Genomic DNA, 20,930 nt, shown 5'->3' with positions numbered 1-20,930 from the left:
ATACGAGTACGGCTGCTCACGGGGCCACCGGCGGCGGGTCCCCACCTCGGACGTGCCTCGACCGAGGTGGGGACCCGCCGCACAGGGCCTGTCTCAACGCGCGGTCACCGCGGGCGCGTTGTAGCCCTCGACGTGCAACTCCGGGCGCCCGGAGGCGAGCGCGTCGGTCGGCCAGGAGCAGACGACCTCGCGCGACTCACCCGGCAGCAGCCAGAGGTAGTTGTCGCCGTACAGCGTCGGCAGCACCCGCGCCCCGCCGGCGGCGTCCATCAGCGACAGCCGCACCATGGCGGCAACCGCGTTGCCCTTGTTGCGGATCGTCGCCGTCACCTGGCTGCGCGAGCCGTCGTGCGTGACCCGCCCGAGCGACGCGGACACCTTCGCCGGCCGCGCCTGGCCCAGCGCCTTCATGTCGGCCGGGTCGCGGTAGCGCCAGTAGGTGTTCTCCGAGAGCACCGTGCCGCGGGCGTCGGTGAGGGTGAGGCGCAGCAGGTGCAGGTCCGGCAGCCCGGAGGAGAAGTCCGCGGTGAACGCGTCGGTCCTGTCCGAGGAGGGCACGTCCAGCGTGACCGTCCGCTTGGCCGCCACGTCCCGCCCGTTCAGGTCCAGCACCCGCGCGGTGACGCGGGCGCCCTTGAGTGCCTGCGGGGTGTGGTTGACCGCCGTCACCTGCCACGTGTCGGGCCGGGCCTGGACGTGCAGCGCCTCGCAGCCCTTGCGGGCACCGTAGTAGACGCCGTTGACGTCGAAGTCGTAGTCGTACGTCTGCCACACCGTGCTGTGCCACGCCGGGTGCGACATCCACAGCATCAACCCGCTGGCGTCGTCCCACAGGTTGGCGTTCCACGCCTCGAACATCGCCCGGGTGTTCTCGTAGTTGACGAACTGCGCCTTGCGGACGAAGTCGTCCAGGCCCGTCGCCGTGCCCAACCGGGCCTCGATGGCGGCCTGGTAGTTCTGCGGGGCCTGATTGCCCTTCGTGCTCCAGTCGTGGTAGTACCAGGCGCCGCCGATCGGCCACTCGGGCTCGTCGCCGACGAGGTTGCGCACGCTGGCGGCCGTGGAGACCACCGGCATGCCGATCTCGGTGTGGAAACCGAAGCTGCCCAGGCCGTACGTGGACGGGTCGATGTAGCGGTTCGGGTCCACCCAGCCGTAGGGGCCGCCGCCGGTGATGATGCCGCCGGCGGAGTTGTTCTGGTACAGCACGCCGGGAGCGTGGGTCTGGACCGCGCTGCGCATCCCGTTGTCGATCGCGGCCGGCGGGTTGCCCTCGTTGGCGCCGCACCACACCACCACGCAGGGGTGGATGCGGTAGCGCAGCACCGTGTCGGCGGCCACGTCGTTGTATCCCTGGTGGTCCGGCGGGTCCATCCCCCAGGCGTTGGGGAAGTCGTTCCACACCAGCAGGCCGAACTCGTCGCAGCCGGCGAAGAACTCCTCACGGTCGCTGGAGCCCACCCAGTTGCGGATCATCGTGAAGTTCATGTCGCGGTGCATCCGCAGCGCCGCGTCCATCCGCTCGGCCGGCATCCGGCGCAGCAGTTCGTCCCAGCCCCAGTTGCCGCCGCGGGCGAACACCCGCACCCCGTTGACGCTGATCTTCAGCGGGTCGGGGGTGTTGTCGACGGTCTTGACGTCCGTCCATGTCGAGCCGTCGTCCGAGACGCGGATCGTGTACGTCTTCGGGTACGCCGCCTCCCACACGATCACGACCTCGTCGAAGGAGACCGAGGACCCGAGGTCCACCTGGATCCACTGGTCGTCGGCGTAGTCGGAGGACCAGCGGGTGCCCGCGTTCCCGTCGGTGGCGTTCACCGCCGGGTTGGACGGGTCCTCGGTGGACGCCTTCACCGGCTTCTTCAGCGCCAGGTCCTTGCCCGGCGAGGAACTGTCCACGACCGAGAGCGTCCACAGCGAGTTGCCCCAACTGGTCGCGCGCTGGTGGCAGTCGATGCGCACGTAGCGGGCGGTGACCGCGTCGAAGGTCTCGGTCTGCAGGCTCGCGTCACCGGTGTTGAAGGGCAGCGGCACCGCGGAGTTGTCCACGGACTTCACGTCCGTCCACGTCTGGCCGTCGGCCGAGACCTGCACGGTGAAGGTCTGCGCGTACGCCTGCTCCCAGGTGAGGTCGACCCGGTCGAAGGAGACGCTCGACCCGAGGTCCACGGCGATCCACTGGTCGTCGTCGAAGGAGGACGACCAGCGGGTGTCCGGGTCGCCGTCGGTGGCGTTGCCCGGCTGGTGGTCGGACTCGTCGACGGAGGAGGCGGTCGCCGTCTTGTGCAGCGCGAGGTCCGTGCTGGGCGCGGAGCTGTCGATCACGGCGAGCGTCCACAGCGAGGAGCCCCAGCCGGTGGCGCGGGTCAGGCAGCGCACGCGGACGTGCTGGGCCTGCTGCGGGCCGAGGTCGACGCTCTGGGTGTAGGCGTCCCCGCCGGAGACGAACGGCAGTGGGGTGTCGTAGGCGTAGTCGAACTGCCGGATGCCGAACCGGGTCGTGCGGGTGTCGCTGGTCTTCCCGCCGACCGCGGCGGTCAGTTCGAGGTCGTGCAGCGCCGGGCTGCCGTAGCCGTTGGGCCACCACAACTTCGGGTTGCGCAGCCGGAGTTGGGTGAACGTGGTGGGGGTGAAGACGACGTCGGTGCTCTGTCCCGCGGGCACGGTGACCGTCTGCGAGACCTGCACGCCGTCGAACGAGGCGCTCACCGCGACCTTGCGGTCGGCGCTCGCGGCATTGCGGACGGGGACGGTGATCGTCAGCTCGGCGGTGCCGGTGTCGGGCAGGTCCGGGAGCACCGTGTCCACCCGCGGGTCGCCGATGACCGCGTCGCCGGTCGAGCGCAGCCGCACGTGGTTCCAGATGCCCGAGACGCGGTCGCGGACCGCCGGCATCCAGTCCCAGCCCGAAGCGGCGAGATAGGTCGGCGAGTTGAGGTTCATGATGTTCGCGCCGGCATCCACGAAGGACAGGCCCTCGGGGCCCTTGTCGCCGGGGCTGCCCGGGTACGGCACGGGCGTGATCTGCACGGCGAGCGCCTGCTCGCCGCTGTCGGCCAGCAGCGCGGTGATGTCGTGCGCGGACCGGGCGAACGGGTAGGTCATCTCGCCGACCTGCTGCCCGTTGAGCCAGATGTCGGCCTTGTGGTTGATGCCGTCGAACTCCAGCCACACCCGGCGGCCGCCGCCGGTGGGCAGGCCGCGCGGCAGGGTGAAGGAGCGGCGGTACCACCACGAGTGGCGCGACAGCGCCTCGGGGATGTGCAGGTTGTTGAACCCGGAGACGGGGTCGGGCAGTTTGCCCTGGTCCACCAGCGAGGTGAGGACGGTGCCGGGCACGGTGGCGGGCAGCCAGCCGCTGGTGTCCACCGCGGGGCGGGACAGGGCGGCGCCGTCCGCGCCGGCCCAGTCGTCCATCGTCAGTGTCCAGCCCGACTCCAGCGGGACGGTGCCGTCGGCGGCGACCTCCAGCGCGGGCGGGCGGTGGTCGTGGACGCCCCAGTCGGTCCAGCCGGTGGCCTGCGGGCGGTGGCCGGCAGCGCGGCCGTAGACCTCGAAGCCGTTCAGGCCCAGCGGGTTGGCGTTGGAGCGCTTGCGGACGGTCAGCCGCACCCAGCGGGCGGTGACCGGCCGGTCCAGCGGGATGTCCACGACGCCGCCGGTGCCGGAGGTGGTGCGGTACACCGTGGTCCACGAGGAGTGGTCGCGGGAGGTCTCCACCACGAAGTCCGTCGCGCAGCTGGAGAGGATCTCCTTGCCGGTGGTGCTGTCCCACGGGTTGCCGCTGGTGGAGGGGGTCCACACCGGGTCGTCGACGGTGGCCTCGAAGGTCAGCTTCACCGAGTCGACCTCGCAGTCGGCCTGCAGGTCGACCGAGATCCACTGCGGGTCGCCGGCCGCAGCGCGCCAGCCGGAGCCGCGCACGCCGGTGGAGTTGAGGCTGTCCACGGCGAACTCGGCGGGGGTGGCGGCGTAGTCGGTGGAGGAGACCGCGACGGGGCGGTAGGCGGCGAGTTCGGCCGGACTGCCGGCCGTGGGCTGGGCGCCGGTCGCAGTGGAGCTCTGGGCGCCCTGGGCGGAAGCGGTCGCGGGCAGTGCGACACCGAGGCCCAGACCGGCCAGCAGGGTGGAGCCGGTGGCCACCACGGATCTGCGGGACGGGCGCGGCGATTCATTCGACATGTGCGGAATGTCCAATCCCGGGAGGGTCTTGGAGTGGAGCGTCCCCCGGCTCAACTCGGCTCTGACAACGTTGCCAAACGTTGCTGCCAGGGGTGGGGGTATGTCAAGAGGTGCGGCTTCTTGTGTACGGGGGTTGCTTGGGGCTTTTCGTACGGGGGGTGCCGGTGCGTGCGGGGGGTCGGTGGGGCGGTTCGTACGAGGGGTGCGGGCGCGTGCGGGGTTCGGTGGGGCGGCTCGTACGGGGGGTGCGGGGGCGTACGTGCCGTGCGGCGAGCCGTCTTGTTTGCGGTCGGCTTCGTGCTTGAGGGGGCATCAGGGCCTGCCGGGTGGGGGCGACCGCTCGTCGGGCCTGTTGGGGTTCTCGGGCGCCGGGTACGAGCGGTGGGGGCTTGGCCGGGACGGAAGTCCGCGGGTTTCTTGTGGCGGGGGTTCCGGGGGCGGGTGCGCTTGCGGTCGGTCTCCTGCGTGTACGGTGCACCGGCTGGGCACGAGCCGGCGCTCTTCGCGCGCCTCCGTTCCTGTCGTGCGCAACACCTGCCGTACCGGGGCATCGGGTGATTCTCGAACTCAAGAATGCAGGGGGCGCGCCTCTTTGCCCCGCACACGTATCCCGGTCGCGGCCGGATGGAAACTTCCGTCCGCGGCAGACGTCCACGCACCTTCCCCCGTTTCCACTCCCTCTGCTGCCGACGCGGCTTCCACGCTCCGGGAATGACCGTTTGGCAGTTGGGTTATCCCATGACCGCTCGGGCCGCGTCGAGGAACGCCAGCCGGTTGTCCTCCAGGTAGTCCCTCACGCTCTCGCCGTCGGGCAAGCCCTGCCACACCGTCCGGTTGAGGTCCAGGAAGTACGCGCGTGCCGCGTCATGTACGGGTAGGGGGAACTGGATGCGGATCAGCCGCTCTGCGACCCATAGCCTGTTCATGATGCCCTGGGTCGTGAAGTACCAGGGGTGAGTATCGTCCCATTCGGAAGGCCGGCTGAATGCGGAGCGTTCCGCCTCGGCCGCCACCTCGATGAACCGCTCCAGCAACGCCAGCCGTTCCGCGCGCCGGGCCTCCGACAATGCGTTCAGTTGCCGTTGCTGCTCGGCTCGTTCCGCTGACAACTGAGTCCTGTGCTGGACGAGGTAGGACAGCGTGCCGCCGAGTACCACGCCGCCCAAGGATATGAGCGACACCCAGACCTGACCTGACATGGTCGCCATGGTCCCACGCAGTGTGACCTATGTGGTCACGGCGTCGGAGTCGTCCTGCATCGCCCCGTTCACCGGGCTGAGCCTTGGATGGCCTTGTCAGACCCTCTCCATATGCTGCCGCCCATGAGCATGAACGGCGAGTACCTGCGTGTCACACCCGAAGAGCTGGCCCGAGCAGTCAAGAATCCCGAGTGGGCCCTGGAACTCGCCGACGAGATCCAGGACGCTCAAGAGGAGAACGAGCCGGCACCCGCTGAGGCTCGGCACTTCACCACGCACAAGACCTGGGACCTGCTGGGATTCCTGCTACATCGCGCGGCATTCCCGGTCGACATCGTGCACGGCGAGGAGCCCCTGGCCGCGGACGACTGGGGCTATGGACCGCCGCGATACCTGACCGCCGACCGGGTCCGGCTGGCTGCCGACGCACTGCACCGGATGACGTACGACCAGCTGATCCACGGCGTCGATCACTCCGAACTCGCCGAGGCCGGGACCTACCCGCAGATCTGGGACTCGCCGACCTCACTGGAGTGGGCCCGCGACCTGTTCACCCCGCTGACCACGTTCTTCCAGGCCGCCGCCTCTGCCGTTCAAGCCATGCTGATCTGGCTCGATTGAGCAGCCGACCCGAGGGACGTCGAACAACAACCCAGCGGTTGCCCATAGAGCGATTGCGCATCCGTCAGCGCATCTTGTGCTGGCCGACGGGGTCGCGCCTCCGCAACACCCACGCGCCGACGGCACCCGCTGCGTCCGCGCACGCCCCGCACCGGCACGACGGCTTCGCGCGTGCCCACCGGGCGGCGACCGCACACCTCACCTGGGGCGACGCGACCCCGCCTTCGGTTTCGGGATCGTTTCTCACGGATAACCTTTCAGCGTCTTCCGATCGTGCACGACCCCGATCCTGTACGACGCGCACATGACGAGTGCCTGTCGGTCGGGGCGCTTCGTGGAAGAGGGTAAGCAATGCAGCACCGCGGATCGCACGAAGACGAACCGATACGCACCTCGCTGCTCTCCCGGCGCAGGTTCCTCGGAGCAGGCGCCGTCCTGGCGGCCGGAGCCACCGTGGGACTGTCGGCGCCGGCGTTCGCCGACTCGCAGATTCCCGGCGCGAGGCCCCCGGGCGACAGGCCGTTCGGGCCGGTTCCGGTCGCCGGCGCCGTGCAGGGCTCCTACGCACGCGCCGTGCGACTCACCGCCTCTCACCCTGCGGGGCGATCGCGCACAATCCTCGCCACGTTCCAGGGCTCACGTGACGGATTCCCGCTCTACCGGAGCGACGACCAGGGCCGCACCTGGCGGCTGTACAGCACCATTCCCCTCAACGGGTTCGCCCTGCAGCCCTTCCTCTACGAACTGCCCCGCGCGTTCGCGGGCCTGCCCAAGGGCGCGCTGCTCTTTTCGTGCAATCAACTCGGCGGCGTCGGAACCAACATCCAGCTCTACGCAAGCACGGACGGCGGGCTCACGTGGACGTTCCTCAGCACAGTGGCCCAGGGCGGGCCGGCCGACACGACCAACGGCGCCACGCCGGTCTGGGAGCCCTTCCTGCTGCTCCACAACGACGTGCTGATCTGCTACTACTCGGATCAGCGCGACCCGAATTTCGGGCAGAAGCTCGCCCACCAGACCAGTACGGACCTGCGCGCCTGGGGTCCGGTGGTCGATGACGTGACGGGGGCGGCCTACGCGGACCGCCCTGGTATGACGTCGGTGGCGCGTCTGCGGGGAGACCTGTGGATCATCACCTTCGAGTACGGAGCGCCCGTCGACCCCGAGAACCCGGACCAGGCCGACTACACCTACCACGTGCACTACCGGCTGGCGAGGAACCCCGAGTCGTTCCGATTCTCCGAGACCCTTCCGCTGGTCGACCAGAGCGGCTACGCGCCGAACGCGGCGCCGATCGTGTCGTGGTCGGACTCGGGCGGCCCCGACGGAACGATCGTCGTCACGGACAACGACGACGCGGACTTCTTCATCAACCGCCACCTCGGCGACCCCAGGAAGTGGACGCGCCTGTCGTCGCCCATGCCGGCGGGCTACAGCCGCTACACCATCCCTCTCGACGGCCCGGGCAGCCCTGAGGACCGTGGCCTCGTCTTCGTGATCACGGGAGCTCAGTACGGCACGTCCGCTCCGGTCGAGGCGGGCATCATCTCGGTCGCCGGCTGAGCTCCGATCCACGTGGCCTGCCTCGCCCCACGGGGTCGTCAGGGAGGTGGGGCGGGCCCGTCGAGGGCTACCGTGGCGGCGTGGGGTGGAGCGAGGCGGAGTACGTCGGGTGCCTGGAGGCCGAACGGCGGGGCTACGCCTGGGTGATGCGGCATCACGGCGGGCTGACGCCCGAAGCTGCCTGGGAAGCGGCCCTGTTGCGGTATCCGTACGAGGCCGAGGGTGCGCCGTATCCCGGGCTGATTTTCCACGACGAAGCGTGGCATTGGGCGATGCTGGCGATCCACGGCGACCGTTATTGGGTCGACCACCCTGAACTCCTCGAACCGCCGGCCGAATACGAGGAACTCGGCTGAAGGCGGGGCAGCGGACCCCCTCGTCAGCACAGCAACACCCTTGATGGTCACCGCGCGCCCCACCGCCTGCCGCCCCGAACGAAAGCCCCGCACCGACGCCAGCCCGCCCGCTCACCCTGACGCGCAGACTCAACGCCCCATCGCGACGCGGCCCAAGGCGCCGCACCCGGAAGGCGCCCCACGCGAACCCGGCCCGGACCCGGGCCGGATCAGTGGGTGAAGAAGTCGCTCAACGCGGCCGAGAGCGGGCCGGGGGCCTCCTCCGCCACATGGTGGCCGGCGTCGATGCCGTGGCCCCGCACGTCGTCGGCCCAGTCGCGCCAGATGGTGCGCGGGTCGCCGTACAGGTCCTCCAGGTCGTCCCGCAGCGACCACAGGACCAGGAGGGGGCAGCCGATCCGCGCGCCCCGGGCGCGGTCGGCCTCCTCGTGCCGGCGGTCCACGGTGAGCCCGGCGCGGTAGTCCTCCAGCATGGCGCGCACGACCTCGGGGTTCCTGGTGGCGGCCCGCCACTCGTCGTGGTTCTCGCGCCCCATGGCCTCGGGGTCGCCGCGGTACCAGGCGTCGGGGTCGGCGTTGATGACGCGTTCGGGAATCTCCGGCTGGGCGAAGAAGAACCAATGCCACCACGCGGTGGCGAACCGGGCGTCGGCGCGGGCCAGGTGCTCGCTGAGGGGCAGGCCGTCCAGGAACGCCACCCGGGTCACCGCCGAAGGGTGGTCCAGCACCAGGCGGAGCGCCACGGCGGCTCCGCGGTCGTGGCCGACGAGCCCGAACCGCCGGTGCCCGAGGGCCCGCATGACCTCCGCCATGTCCCCGGCCACGGCGCGCTTGGAGTGCGGGACATGGTCGGCGGCGGGCGCCGGGCCGCGGGAGCGCCCGTAACCGCGCAGGTCGGGGCAGACGACGGTGAAGCCGCGCCGCACCAGGAGGGGCGCGACCCGGTGCCAGGTCGCCGACGTGCGCGGGTGGCCGTGCAGCAACAGCAGAGGCGGGCCCTCGCCGCCGTACCGGACGAAGATGGACGCCTCACCGGTGCGCACCGTCCTGGTGGCGAACCCCTCGAACACGACACGTCCTCCCGTTCCGGGGCCCCTGCACGGCGCCCCGCCCTCCCGCCTGCCCACGACGGACCCCGGCACGTCATCGGAACGCCCGCGGCCGTCGGGGGCTGACGGGGCTGGGGCTTTGCGGCCAGGGGGAACGTCAGCCCACCGGGGTAGTCGGGAGCCGTTGGGTCGTTACGGGGCTGGGGCTTTGCGTCCAGGGGAAGCACCAGCCCCGGGGCGGTTGGTCGGGAGCCGCTGGGCTCGCCCAAGGCCTCGGGACTTACGGCGAGTGGGGGGGAGGAGCGAGCCCGGCCCGAGGTCGTGGAGCCGTAACGTCACCGCACCGCACCGGTCGGCCGGCGCCGCGACACCCGGCTCAGCTGCCGTCCCCTGGCACCTCGTCGGTCGAGCGGCGCGCATACATGATCATGTCCCTGCGTTCCGCGCCCACCTGCTGCCACCCCCGCAACACGCCCTCGCTCCGGAAACCCGCCCGCTCGGCGGTTCTGCGGGACGCCGTGTTCCACGGCTCGACGTAGAGCTGCAGCCGCGGGATGCGCAGCTCTTCCAGGGCCCAACGAGACACCGCACGCAGGGCGTCGGCGGCGACCCCGCGGCCGCGGGCGGAGCCGGCCAGCCAGTAGCCGAGGGTGGCGCGCCCTTCGCCCACCTCGCGGAGCCACAGGCCGACCGTCCCCAAAGGCCGGGCGTCCGCGACCCGTTCGATGACGAATGGGTACCCGACGCCTGTTGCCGTACGCCGCCACTGGCGCCTGACGAACGCCTCGCCCTCCGCCTGCGAGTACACGGGGGGAACGGTGGTGATCAGCGGAATGTAGCCATCCCCGGACGCCTCCTCGACCAGCGGCAGGTCACCCAACTCCCAGCCCCGCAGCACCAGCCCCCCATCGGCGGCCAGACGCGGCACATCCACAGCGGCAGTCATCCCCGCATGATGCCGCGCCTCCCACCCGCGGCGCACACCGATTAAGCAACGCGCCTGCGACGAAGCAGCGCACACGCAACGCCGCGGCCCCGACACAACGCAACGCGACCAACAGCCCCGACCCCGTGCCCACCGGAGCCCCCACACACAACCCCAGCGCACCCGACCCCCCAGCCGCACCCACCAGGGCCCCGCACCGACACGCGCCCAACGCACCCAACCACCCCAGACACCACCCACCAGGCCCCCACCCCCACACGACTCAACGCACCCAACCACTTCGACCCCCTACCCACCGGGACCCCCGCCCGACGCAAGCCCAGCGGCCCCGACCACCCCAGGCCCCCCCGGGGGCTGATGCTCCCCTTGAGCCCAAAGGCCCACGCCCCCAAACACCTCGCACCGCCCACCCCCCCTCCACCTCGCGCAGGCCGCGTGGCCGAACCCGTGACTCACCGAGCACGCGCCACGACAAGTGCACCCGCCGACCCCCCAAGCACCGCGCCGCGACCAGCGAACCCGCAAACCCCCGAGCACGCAGCCGCGACAAGCGGCCCTCACCCCCCGCGACCCTCCTCCCCCGCCGCAGGCGGCCCCTCCCCGAGGAGGTAGCGGGCCCCCGGGCCCGCAGACGCGGCCGTGTCGGCCGGGTTGTAGAGCGCGCACTTCGTCAGCGAGAGGCAGCCGCAGCCCACACAGCCCGTGAGCTGGTCCCGCAACTGCTGGAGCTCGGCGATCTGGCTGTCGATGCGCCGCTGCCAGGTGCGGGCCACGCGGTTCCAGGCCGCGGCCGAGGGGACCTGGTCGGCCGGGAGGGCGGAAAGCGCGGTGCGGACCTCCTCCAGGGTGAGGCCGATGCGCTGGGCGGCGCGGACGAAGGCGAGGCGGCGCAGGGTCGCCCGGCGGTAGCGGCGCTGACCGCCCGCCGTGCGCTCGGCCGTGATCAGGCCGATCTCCTCGTAGTAGCGCAGCGCCGAGGTCGCGCAGCCGCTGCGGGCGGCGAGTTCGCCGATGGTCAGCCGGTCGTCCCGCGTGGACCCCCGTGACCCCGAGAACCCCGCCCGCGACCGCTTCCTGCTCTCCAAGGGCCACGGCCCGATGGCGTACTACGCGGTGCTCGCCGCCAAGGGCTTCCTGCCCGTCGAGTGGCTGCCCGGTTTCGCCTCGTACGACTCGCCGCTCGGGCAGCACCCGGACCGCACGCTCGTGCCGGGCGTCGAGATCGGCTCCGGCTCGCTCGGGCACGGCCTCGGGCTGGCGGTGGGCACCGCGCTGGGCCTGCGGGCCCAGGGACTGACGGAGGCGCGGGTGTGGGTGCTCGTCGGCGACGCCGAGATGGACGAGGGCAGCAACTTCGAGGCCGTGCAGTTCGCCGGCGCGGTCGGCCTGGAGGGGCTGCACACCGTCGTGGTCGACAACGCCTCGGCGACATACGGCTGGCCCGGCGGCCTCGCGCCGCGGTTCGCCGCCGAGGGCTGGTCCACCGCGACGGTGGACGGCCGCGACCACCGCGCGCTGTACGAGGCGTTCACCGCGCCGCATCCTGGGCGGCCGCACGTGGTCGTCGCCCGGGTCGCTTCGAAGAGCTGACTCCCCGCACCGAACGAAGGGCATTCCATGGACACCATGCGCGACCGCTTCGGCAGCGTCGTGAGCCGGCTGCTGGACGACGACCCGCGGCTGGCCGTCGTCCTCGCGGTGATCTCCGGCGACCGCTTCGCCGAGGCCGCCAGGGCGCATCCGGACCGCGTGATCGACGTCGGGATCAGGGAGCAGCTCCTGGTGGGCGCGGCGGGCGGCCTCGCGCTGGCGGGGCTGCGGCCGATCGTGCACACCTTCGCGAGCTTCCTCATCGAGCGCCCCTTCGAGCAGGTGAAGCTGGACCTGGGGCACCAGGGCGTGGGCGCGGTGCTGGTCAGCGCGGCGGCCTCGTACGACAGCGCGGCCGCGGGGCGCACCCACCAGTGCCCCGGCGACGTCGCCCTGCTCGACACGCTCGACGGCTGGACGGTGCACGTGCCGGGCCACCCCGACGAGGCCGAGGCGCTGCTGCGGCACGCGGCGGCGGACGGCGACACCCGCGTCTACGTCCGGCTCAGCGACCAGGCGAACGCGGCGGCGCGGCCCATCGAACCGGGCCGCTTCCGGCAGGTGCGCGAGGGGCGGGCGGGCGTGGTGCTCGCGGTGGGGCCGATGCTGGACCCCGTGCTGGCGGCGACCGAGGGGCTGGACGTGAGCGTCCTGTACGCCTCGACGGTGCGGCCCTTCGACGCCGCCGGTGTCGCCGCGGCGGTCGGGCGGGCCGACCACCCCGACCTCATCCTGGTGGAGCCCTACCTCGCGGGCACCTCCACGCCGTTCGCGACCGAGGCCCTCTCCGCGCTCCCCCACCGGATTCTCGCGCTCGGCACGCGCCGCGCGGAACTGCGCCGCTACGGCACCGCCGCGGACCACGCGCGGGCCCACGGCCTGACGGCGGCGACCCTGCGGCCGCGCATCGAGGGGTTCCTGCAGCTGTGAGGTGACACGGCGGCGCCGCGGAGCCGTCAGGTGCGGGCCCGATGCGTGGGATGGGCGGGGCCCGGACCCTGACGGGGTTCGCCCACCCCCGCCGGGCCCGCCGGGTTCAGCTCGCCGGGTCGGGGCCCGCGGGGTCCGTCTGCGCGGGCGGTGCGGCCGGTGCGGCGGCGGCCGGTGCTGCGCCGGAACCCGCCGCGGGAGCGGGGCCGGCGCCCGCGGGAGCCTCCGCCGTACCTCCTGGCGCGTCCGTCGTCGCCGTGGCCGTCGCCGTCACCGTGCCCCCGTGGCCCGCGGCCGGCGTCTTCGGGCGCGGGGCCGCGCGCTGGGGGCGGCGGGCGTCCTCCGCGCTGTTCTGGGCGCCCAGTGTGCCGAAGTAGAAGCCCGCGACCGTGGCGAGCACCGTCATCAGCGCCGTCACGATCGTCTTGCGCAGGTCGCCCGCGTCCGCGCCCGAGGAGAGCATGGCGACCGCGAGGGCGAAGCCGACCAGGGCGAGGATGAGGACCGCGATGATGCTGCGGGTGAGCCCGCGCACCCCGCGGGGCTCGCGCAGGTCGCGGAGGAAGTCGCGGACCTCCTCGTCGTCGGCCGCGTGGTCGAGCAGGTGGTCGGTGAGCTGCTGCCGCCAGGCGGTGGCGCGGCGGACGTCCAGGATCAGCGGCGTGACGGCGATGGCCGCGACGGCGACCACCACCACGGCGATCAGCACGAAGGCGGAGGTGCCGCTCAGGCCCGCGACGGGCCCGGCGGACAGGGCGGCCGCTGCATGCGGCACGGTCGGCGCCATTTCGGTGTGTCCCCCCACGCGGCAGGTTACGAGCGGGCTGGATCGTAGCGCACCAAACTGTCGGCGGTAGGGCCAAGTGCCGTACGGGCGAGGAGTGTTGGGCGAAACAGCGGGCCGGCGGCAGGCGGCCGCGGGGAAATCCGTGTCCCATGCAACTGGCGCGCGGACCCGCCGCCTGACAAGAATCGTTTCCGCGGATCGTACATCCGCGCGAGTCCCCGAGACCGAACACCGAGTACCGCGAGGAGCAGCACCATGCACGAGGCGCCGCCGCCCGGGCCGCTACCGTACTACGAGGACGTCTCACCGGGCACGGGCGCGCTGCCGCCGCGGGCCTGGACGGCCGTCTCGGACGCGCGCCGGGTGAGCCTGGCCGGGGCCTGGCGGTTCCGGCTGTCGCCGACCGCGCAGGCCGAGGACGAGTCGTTCGCCCGTCCCGGCTTCGACTGCTCGCACTGGGACGTGCTGCCCGTCCCCTCGCACTGGACGCTGCAGGGCCACGGCAGCCCCGCCTACACCAACATCCGCTACCCCTTCCCGGTGGACCCGCCGCGGGTGCCGACGGAAAACCCGACCGGCGACCACCTGCGCTTCTTCGACCTGCCCGACGACTGGCCGGGCGGCGCGGCCGTGCTGCGCTTCGACGGTGTGGACTCCTGCGCGCGGGTGTGGCTCAACGGCGAGGAGCTGGGCACCTTCAAGGGCAGCCGGCTGCCGGTGGAGTTCGAGGTCGGCGAGGTGCTGCGGCCGCGCGGCAACGTCCTGGCGGTGCGGGTGCACCAGTGGTCGTCCGGGAGCTACCTGGAGGACCAGGACATGTGGTGGATGCCCGGCATCTTCCGCGACGTGACGCTGATCGAGCGCCCCGAGGGCGCGGTCGCCGACTTCTTCGTGCACTGCTCCTACGACCACCTGACCGGCGAGGGCACGCTGCTGGTGGAGTGCGATCCCCAAGGGACCGTGTCGGTGCCCGAGTTGGGCCTGGACATCGCGACCGGCCAGAGCGTGTCGGTGCCGGTGGAGCCGTGGTCGGCGGAGGTACCGCGGCTGTACGACGCGGAGTTGGCCACCGAGGGCGAGCGCATCCCGCTGCGGATCGGCTTCCGCACGGTCGCCGTGGAGGACGGGGTGCTCAAGGCGAACGGCCGCCGCATCCTCTTCCGCGGCGTGAACCGGCACGAGTTCGACCCGGACCACGGCCGCGCCCTGGACCTGGAGACGATGCGGCGCGACCTGCTGCTGATGAAGCAGCACAATGTGAACGCCGTCCGCACCAGCCACTACCCGCCGCACCCTGCGTTCCTGGACCTGTGCGACGAGTTGGGCGTGTGGGTGGTCGACGAGTGCGACCTGGAGACGCACGGCTTCCTCGAAGTGGGCTGGCGGCGCAACCCGGTGGACGACGAGCAGTGGACGCCCGCGCTGCTGGACCGGGCCGCCCGGATGGTCGAGCGCGACAAGAACCACCCGTCGGTGGTGATGTGGTCGCTCGGCAACGAGTGCGGCACCGGCAGCGGCCTGTCCGCGATGGCCGCGTGGATCAGGCGGCGCGACCCCTCGCGCCCCATCCACTACGAGGGCGACCGCAGTTGCCGCGACGTGGACGTCTACTCGCGGATGTACGCCGACCACGCCGAGACCGAGGCGATCGGCCGCCGCGAGGAAGACCCGCTGGAGGACCCCACGTTGGACGCGAGGCGGCGCGCGATGCCCTTCGTGCTGTGCGAGTACGCGCACGCGATGGGCAACGGGCCGGGCGGACTCGCCGAGTACCAGCGGCTGTTCGAGACGTACGAGCGCTGCCAGGGCGGCTTCGTCTGGGAGTGGATCGACCACGGCCTGCGCCGCAGGACCCCCGACGGCCGGACGTACTTCGCCTACGGGGGCGACTTCGGCGAGGAGCTGCACGACGGCAACTTCGTCTGCGACGGCCTGGTCTTCCCCGACCGGACGCCCTCGCCGGGCCTGGTGGAGTTCAAGAAGGTGATCGAGCCGGTGCGGATCGCCGGCGACGCGGCCCGCGGCCTGGTCACCGTCACCAACCTCCATGATGTCGCCGACCTTTCGGGTCTCGCCTTCCGCTGGACGTACGAGGTGGACGGCGAACGCACGGACGCCGGGCCGCTGAAGGTGCCCGCGCTGGGGCCCGGGGAGAGCGCCGAGGTCGAACTGCCGGTGCTCGCCGCCGCGTCGCGGCCCGGCGAGGGCTGGTGGACGGTCCGCGCGCTGCTCGCCGAGGACACCGCGTGGGCGCCCTCGGGCCACGAGGTGGCCTGGACGCAGTTCGCCGCCGAGCACGCGGTGCCGCGGGCGCGGGCGGCCGAGGGCGCCCCGCACACCCCGCGCCGGGTGGAGGGCGGCCTGGTCGTGCTCGGCCCCGGCACCTTCGACGCGGCCACCGGCACCCTGCGCTACCTGGACGGGACCGCGGTGCGGGGCCCGCAACTCGACGTGTGGCGGGCGCCGGTGGACAACGACATGGGCTCGGAGTGGCACCAGGACGGGCGGCTGGACAACCGCTGGCGCGCGCTGGGCCTGCACCGCATGCACCACCGGGTGGACCGGGTCAGCGTCGGCGGCGACACCCTGACGGTGGCGACGCGGGTGGCCGCGGCCGCCTCCGACCTGGCGCTGCGCGCGGTGTTCAGCTGGAGCGCGACCGGGGACCGGCTGCGGCTCGCCGTCGAGGTGGAGCCCGAGGGCGACTGGCCGGTGCCGCTGCCCCGGCTGGGCCTGCGCCTGGGCCTGCCGGCCGCGCTGGAGACCGCCGAGTGGTTCGGCGGCGGGCCGGGCGAGGCGTACCCGGACACCCGGCAGGCGTCCCGGATCGGCCGCTGGCGCTCCCCGGTCGCCGACCTGCAGACGCCGTACGTGCGCCCGCAGGAGAACGGCGCCCGCGCGGACGTCCGCTGGGCGCGGCTGCTGCGGGCCGACGGCAGCGGGCTGCGGATCGAGGGCGAGCCCTCCTTCTGGTTCACCGCCCGCCCGTGGAGCACGCGCGAGCTGGAGCAGGCGCGGCACACCCACGACCTGGTCGCGGGCGAGACGCTGTGGGTGCACCTGGACCACGCGGTGCACGGGGTGGGCACGGCCGCGTGCGGGCCCGGCGTGCTGCCGCAGTACCGGCTGGCGGCGGCGCCGGCGGCCTTCGCCGTCACCTTCCGCACCGAGGGCGGCGGGCGGGAGACGCCGAGTACCCTGCGCTCGGGCCGCCGCCCGGACGCGCCGGCCGACGAGGGGGACGACCTGTGACCGCCGCCGTACGCCCCTACCGCCCGGCCGACCTGCCGGCGCTGTACGAGATCTGCCTGCGGACGGCCGACGCGGGGCAGGACGCCAGTGGCACGTACCCGCCGCAGGACCACGAGCTGCTGGGCGCGATCTTCGCCGCGCCCTACGCCGTCCTCGAACCGGACCTGGCGTTCGTGGTGGACGACGGGAGCGGGCAGGCCGTCGGCTACATCCTCGGCACGTCCGACACCGCGGTCTTCGCCGAGCGGTTCCGCGACGAGTGGCTGCCGACGGTGGCCGACCGGTGGCCCGCGCCCGCGGGCGAGCCGGGAACGCCGAGCGAGCTGATGGCCCATCTGCTGCACACCCCGCAGCGGATGGTCCGCCCCGACCTCGCCGGCCACCCGGCCCACCTGCACATCGACCTGCTGCCCGGCTACCAGCGGGCCGGGCACGGCCGCGCCCTGATGACGGCGTTCCTCGCGGCGCTCGCCGCCAAGGGGGTCCCGGCGGTGCACCTGAGCATGCTGACCGCGAACACCGCGGCCCGCGCGTTCTACGACCGCCTCGGCTCCACGGAACTCCCGCTGCCCGACGTCGGCGAACTCACCTACCTGGGCCGCCCGACGTCGTAGCACCGCGCGCCCGCGCCCCCCGTCGTGCGAGGGGGGCGCGGGCGCCGCCTTGTTCAGCGGAGGCCGACCGCGCGGATGATGGTCTGGTCGACCGTGTTTCCCGCCGAATCGCTCGCGCTCAGGCGCAGGGACGCGAAGGTCGCCGTGCGCGGGGCGTGGAAGCGGTACTGCCCGTGCGCGTCCGCCGCGAGGTGCTGCCAGGTGGCGCCGTCGTCGTAGGACACCTCGACCCGGGGTGCACCGGGTCGGCCGGCGCCGGCGACGGAGACGTCCACGAGTCCGACGGCCACCGGGTCGCGGTGCGCGACGGTGACCCCGAAGGCCGCCGTGCGAGAGGCGGAGCCGGTCGCGTCCGTCTTCACGTCGAGCCCGATCTGCAGCAGCGGCAGCAGGTCCCGCTCGTCGGGGACGGCCGGGGCGGCGGAGGTGAACGTCCACTGCGTCGTCGTCGAGGAGGAGTACGGGCTGTACGACGTGTCGCGCCGGTTGGTGACGACCAGCCGGTACGGCAGGGGCGCGGCGCTGGGCAGGTTCGGGCTCATGACGAGTCCGTTGCTGGTGGAGCCCAGCCGGGTGCCGCCCTGGTAGAGGGTGACGTCCTGGCCGGCGTCGCTCCCCCATGCAAGGGAGTAGCCGGCGTGAGTGGCGTTGCCGTAGCCGGGGACGTCGATCCGCATCTGGTCGCCCGTCCGCGTCGGGCCGAGGTAGCTGTTGTTGAGGTACGGGCGCTGGACGGGCTTGAACCATTCCTCGCCGATGGTGGTTCCGTGGGTGTAGGACCGCTGGACACCGCTCTCGTACTGTGTCCCGTCGGTGGCTTCCTGGCCCCACGTGTTGGCGCCGTCGGTGCTGACCCAGTCGGTCCGGTGGCTGTCGACCGCGAGCGGAACGTCCTGGCCGATGCCCCACTCCGAGTAGACGGGGTAGTCGTACCGCCATTCCTGCGCGTAGGGCGAGGGGCCCGGGCTGTCGAAGTCCTCGTCGATCCGGACGAGGTTCTTCTTCGACGCCTGGACGACCATGTCCTTCGGGAGCCGGTCGTGCCAGGTGTGCATGAGGTCGTAGACGTAGTCCGGCACCGGGTGGGACTCGGCCCGCAGCACCACGTGTCCGCGCTGGGCCCGGGCGATGAGCTTGTCGCCCTCGTCGGGGGAGAGCAGGCCCACGTCGACTGCGGCCGGGTGCAGTGCGTCGGTACCGAAGGAGAGCTTCTGGCGTCCGGCCCGGTCGTTGGCGACCAGCAGGAGCCTCGCCCCGGCCGCGGCCGCCGCCTGCGCCTGCGCGACGGGGGTCACCGCGGTGGTGCGGCGCACCACGACCGCCTTGCCGCGGGCGTGGAGGCCGGTGTAGTCCGCCGCCGCGCCGTCGCCGGCGAAGACCAGGGGGAGCGAGCGTGTGCCGGCGGGCAGCGGGGTGACACCGTCCTGCCGGAGCACGTCGGTGAAGTCGGCCCCCTGCGCCGAGACGGTGAGCGCGGGCTGCTCCTTGCGCCACCGGGTGCCGAGGTAGAAGTCGCCGTGCTCGACGGTTCCCTGGGGCTGGACCCACAGGCTGTCGTACGCGGTGTCGCCGACCTCGAAGTCGTGCCACTGGGACTGGCCCAGCGCCCGGTCGTACTCCAGCCGCAGGTACGTGGGGTCGCCCGGCTGCGGGGTCGTCTCATCGACCTGCCGGACGGCGCCGACGTCGAGCGTCACGGTGCGGTCCCGGTCGAGGACGACGTCCGGGTCGCCGAGCAGTGCCAGGCCCTGCGACCTGGGGCCGTGGGCGCCCGGCACAGTCAGGAAGCCGAGGGCGGAGTAGTCGTCGTCGGGCATGTAGAAGGTCGCGCTGCCGCTGACGTCCACCAGCTCCGGGTCCGGGTCGCCGGACCGCAGCAGCGTCACGAGCGCGTCGGCCGGGTTGCCGGCGGCGTCCTTGACGTCGATGGTCATCTTGTGCGAGGCCGCGCCCAGCGAGATCGCGGTGTGGGCGAGCACGCCGCCCGGGCCCGAGGCCAGGATCTGGCCGCTGAAGCTGCCCGATGCGCCCGCCGCGGCGGCGGGGTCGATGGTGAGGGTGACATCGGCGGTGCCGTGGGCGGGCACCGCGACGGAGTCTGCCGCAAGGTGGAAGGTGCCCGCCGGCGCGTCCGGGGCGGAGACCGACAGGGCGAGGGTCACCGGGCTGCCGCCCAGGTTGGTGTAGGTGACGGGCCGCCGGACCGGGCCCGGTTCGCTCTCGCCGGCGTACGCCGTGGCGGTGGCGAAGACGCCGGCCCCCGCGGCGGCCGCCGCGTCCACCCGGCCGCTGCCGGCCTGGAAGGCGCTGTAGGCGGGGGTCTGCTTCGATGTGCTGGTCAGCAGGTCCTTGAGCTGCGCTCCGGTGAGGTCCGGGTGCTCGGCCGCGATGAGGGCCGCGGCACCGGTCACGTGCGGTGTGGCCATGGAGGTGCCGCTCAGCGTCTGGTAGTAGCCCTCCCCCTCCGCGGCGTACTGCGAGCGGGCGGCCAGGATGTCGACACCGGGCGCGGTGATCTCCGGTTTGAGGGCGCCGTCGCCGACCCGGGGGCCCTGGCTGGAGAAGTCGGCGAGCGTGTCGCCGCCGTCCACCGCGCCGACGGTGAGGGCGTCGGCGGCGGCTCCGGGCGAGCCGATGGTACCGGAGCCGCCGGTGTTGCCCGCGGCGATGACGAAGAGGGCGCCGGTCTGGGCGCTGAGCCGGTCCACGGCCTCGGACAGCGGGTCCGTGCCGTCGGAGGGGTCGGGGTCGCCGAGGCTCATGTTGACGATCCTGGCGTGCTCGTCCACCGCCGCCCACTCCATGCCGGCCAGCACATCGGAGTCGCTGCCCTGGCCCGCGTCGGAGAGGACCTTGCCGATGTGCAGCCGGGCGCCCGGTGCGACGCCCTTCTCGACGCCGCCGGAGGCGGCCCCCGTGCCGGCGATCGTGGAGGCGACGTGGGTTCCGTGGCCGTTGCGGTCCTCGGCGTCCTCGCCGGCGACGAAGCTGCGGGTGTCGACGATCCGGCCGGCGAGGTCCGGGTGCGCGGTGTCGACGCCCGTGTCGAGGACGGCGACGTCGACGCCCTGCCCGGTGTCACCGTTCGCCCACACCTGCGGCGCGCCGATCTGCGCGGTCGAATCGGCCAGATCGGCACGCACCTTGCCGTCCAGCCAGATGTGCGTGATGCCGTCCTCGAACGACGGGGCGGTCCGGCCCGTGCCAGGGGATACGGCCGAGGAGAGCGCGGAGGAGGCCGCCGGGGAGGGCGTTCCGGTCACGGACGACCAGAACTCCGCCACGTGCGTATGCGGTGCGGTGACGGCCGCCCCCGCGACGCTCGGGAGCGCGCGGACCGTCGACGCACCCGTCGGCGCCGTGGCCGCGCGGAACGCGGCGCCCTGCGTCCCGTAGGAGACGATCAGCGGGAGGCTGTCGCTGTGAGCGTCGTCGTAGCCGTCGGCGACGAGGTCCGTGACGTCGAAGAGTCTGCGGTCCAGTTTCCCGTCAGCGACGTAGGGCATCGCCGCGTCGGGAAAGACGTACAGGTCCCCGGCCGACTCGAGGACCCTGGCCCGGGCGGGCCCGCCGTCCGGCCCCGTGACCGACACCGTGCCGCCCTCGCCGGCCGCTTCCCCCTTCGGGCGCACCGTGACGACGTCGCCCGTGACGAGGGTGACGGTGTGCTCTGCGCCGCCGCCGTCCTGGCCCACGACCGAGGGGCTCTGGTCCGGCGTCGCTCCGTAGGCCACGGACCCGGGTCCGGGGACCGCGAGCGGGCTGACGAGCAACGCCAAGGACACGGCCGCGGCTGCGGCGAGAGCCCGGCGTCTGCGTGGAGATCTCACGGGAGACCCTT

General features: G+C 72.9%; 13 protein-coding genes and 1 pseudogene. 7 read left to right on the top strand and 7 right to left on the bottom strand.

Annotation, left to right across the window (positions count from 1 at the left end; genetic code table 11):
• Positions 1-93 precede the first annotated feature (93 nt).
• Entirely contained in the window at positions 94-4,182 is a 4,089-nt protein-coding gene (locus tag BLR33_RS18460) for a discoidin domain-containing protein (protein ID WP_176930313.1), read from the bottom strand.
• A gap of 731 nt (positions 4,183-4,913) precedes the next feature.
• The gene (locus BLR33_RS18455; RefSeq protein ID WP_093785620.1) at positions 4,914-5,390 is read right to left on the bottom strand and encodes a hypothetical protein; all 477 of its coding nucleotides are present in this window, start codon (positions 5,388-5,390) and stop codon (positions 4,914-4,916) included.
• 114 nt (positions 5,391-5,504) lie between these two features.
• On the opposite strand from BLR33_RS18455, the gene BLR33_RS18450 reads away from it, so the two are divergent.
• The 3 genes from BLR33_RS18450 (at position 5,505) to BLR33_RS18440 (ending at position 7,921) form a co-directional block, all read left to right on the top strand.
• A complete protein-coding gene (locus BLR33_RS18450; protein WP_218136672.1) occupies positions 5,505-6,002 on the top strand; it encodes a YfbM family protein in 498 nt (165 codons plus the stop codon).
• 573 nt (positions 6,003-6,575) lie between these two features.
• The gene (locus tag BLR33_RS18445; RefSeq protein WP_093785881.1) at positions 6,576-7,565 is read left to right on the top strand and encodes a hypothetical protein; all 990 of its coding nucleotides are present in this window, start codon (positions 6,576-6,578) and stop codon (positions 7,563-7,565) included.
• An 80-nt stretch (positions 7,566-7,645) separates the two neighbouring features.
• A complete protein-coding gene (locus BLR33_RS18440) occupies positions 7,646-7,921 on the top strand; it encodes a hypothetical protein (protein ID WP_093785619.1) in 276 nt (91 codons plus the stop codon).
• 209 nt (positions 7,922-8,130) lie between these two features.
• On the opposite strand, the gene BLR33_RS18435 is transcribed toward BLR33_RS18440, so the two are convergent.
• The 3 genes from BLR33_RS18435 to soxR form a co-directional block, all read right to left on the bottom strand.
• Positions 8,131-8,991 carry an alpha/beta fold hydrolase gene (locus tag BLR33_RS18435; protein ID WP_093785618.1) on the bottom strand — a complete coding sequence of 287 codons (861 nt, stop codon included), beginning with the start codon at positions 8,989-8,991 and terminating at the stop codon, positions 8,131-8,133.
• A gap of 355 nt (positions 8,992-9,346) precedes the next feature.
• Complete coding sequence (locus BLR33_RS18430) at positions 9,347-9,916, bottom strand: GNAT family N-acetyltransferase (protein WP_093785617.1); 570 nt, start codon at positions 9,914-9,916, stop codon at positions 9,347-9,349.
• Between the two features lie 557 nt (positions 9,917-10,473).
• Positions 10,474-11,001 carry a redox-sensitive transcriptional activator SoxR gene (soxR, locus tag BLR33_RS18425; RefSeq protein ID WP_093785880.1) on the bottom strand — a complete coding sequence of 176 codons (528 nt, stop codon included), beginning with the start codon at positions 10,999-11,001 and terminating at the stop codon, positions 10,474-10,476.
• Between soxR and BLR33_RS18420 the strand changes: the two are divergent.
• Positions 10,973-11,506 (top strand): annotated as a pseudogene (locus tag BLR33_RS18420) (transketolase); the annotation flags it as partial. The gene soxR and the pseudogene BLR33_RS18420 overlap by 29 nt on opposite strands.
• Before the next feature lie 27 nt (positions 11,507-11,533).
• Positions 11,534-12,436, top strand: a complete 903-nt coding sequence (locus BLR33_RS18415) for a transketolase family protein (RefSeq protein ID WP_093785615.1) — start codon at positions 11,534-11,536, stop codon at positions 12,434-12,436.
• Positions 12,437-12,542: 106 nt separating this feature from the next.
• On the opposite strand, the gene BLR33_RS35250 is transcribed toward BLR33_RS18415, so the two are convergent.
• Positions 12,543-13,211 carry a hypothetical protein gene (locus BLR33_RS35250; protein WP_176930312.1) on the bottom strand — a complete coding sequence of 223 codons (669 nt, stop codon included), beginning with the start codon at positions 13,209-13,211 and terminating at the stop codon, positions 12,543-12,545.
• A gap of 267 nt (positions 13,212-13,478) precedes the next feature.
• On the opposite strand from BLR33_RS35250, the gene BLR33_RS18405 reads away from it, so the two are divergent.
• Both BLR33_RS18405 and BLR33_RS18400 read left to right on the top strand, forming a co-directional pair.
• Positions 13,479-16,475, top strand: a complete 2,997-nt coding sequence (locus tag BLR33_RS18405) for a glycoside hydrolase family 2 TIM barrel-domain containing protein (protein WP_093785613.1) — start codon at positions 13,479-13,481, stop codon at positions 16,473-16,475.
• The gene (locus BLR33_RS18400; protein WP_093785612.1) at positions 16,472-17,089 is read left to right on the top strand and encodes a GNAT family N-acetyltransferase; all 618 of its coding nucleotides are present in this window, start codon (positions 16,472-16,474) and stop codon (positions 17,087-17,089) included. The genes BLR33_RS18405 and BLR33_RS18400 overlap by 4 nt, the downstream gene beginning before the upstream one ends.
• A gap of 53 nt (positions 17,090-17,142) precedes the next feature.
• On the opposite strand, the gene BLR33_RS18395 is transcribed toward BLR33_RS18400, so the two are convergent.
• On the bottom strand, positions 17,143-20,823 hold the full coding sequence (locus tag BLR33_RS18395) for a S8 family serine peptidase (protein ID WP_093785611.1): 3,681 nt from the start codon (positions 20,821-20,823) through the stop codon (positions 17,143-17,145).
• Positions 20,824-20,930 lie beyond the last annotated feature (107 nt).

The sequence above is a fragment of the Actinacidiphila guanduensis genome, from assembly GCF_900103985.1.
Classification (GTDB): domain Bacteria; phylum Actinomycetota; class Actinomycetes; order Streptomycetales; family Streptomycetaceae; genus Actinacidiphila; species Actinacidiphila guanduensis.
The sequence above is the reverse complement of the archived record's forward strand: the minus strand, read 5'-3'. Positions and strand labels throughout refer to the sequence as shown.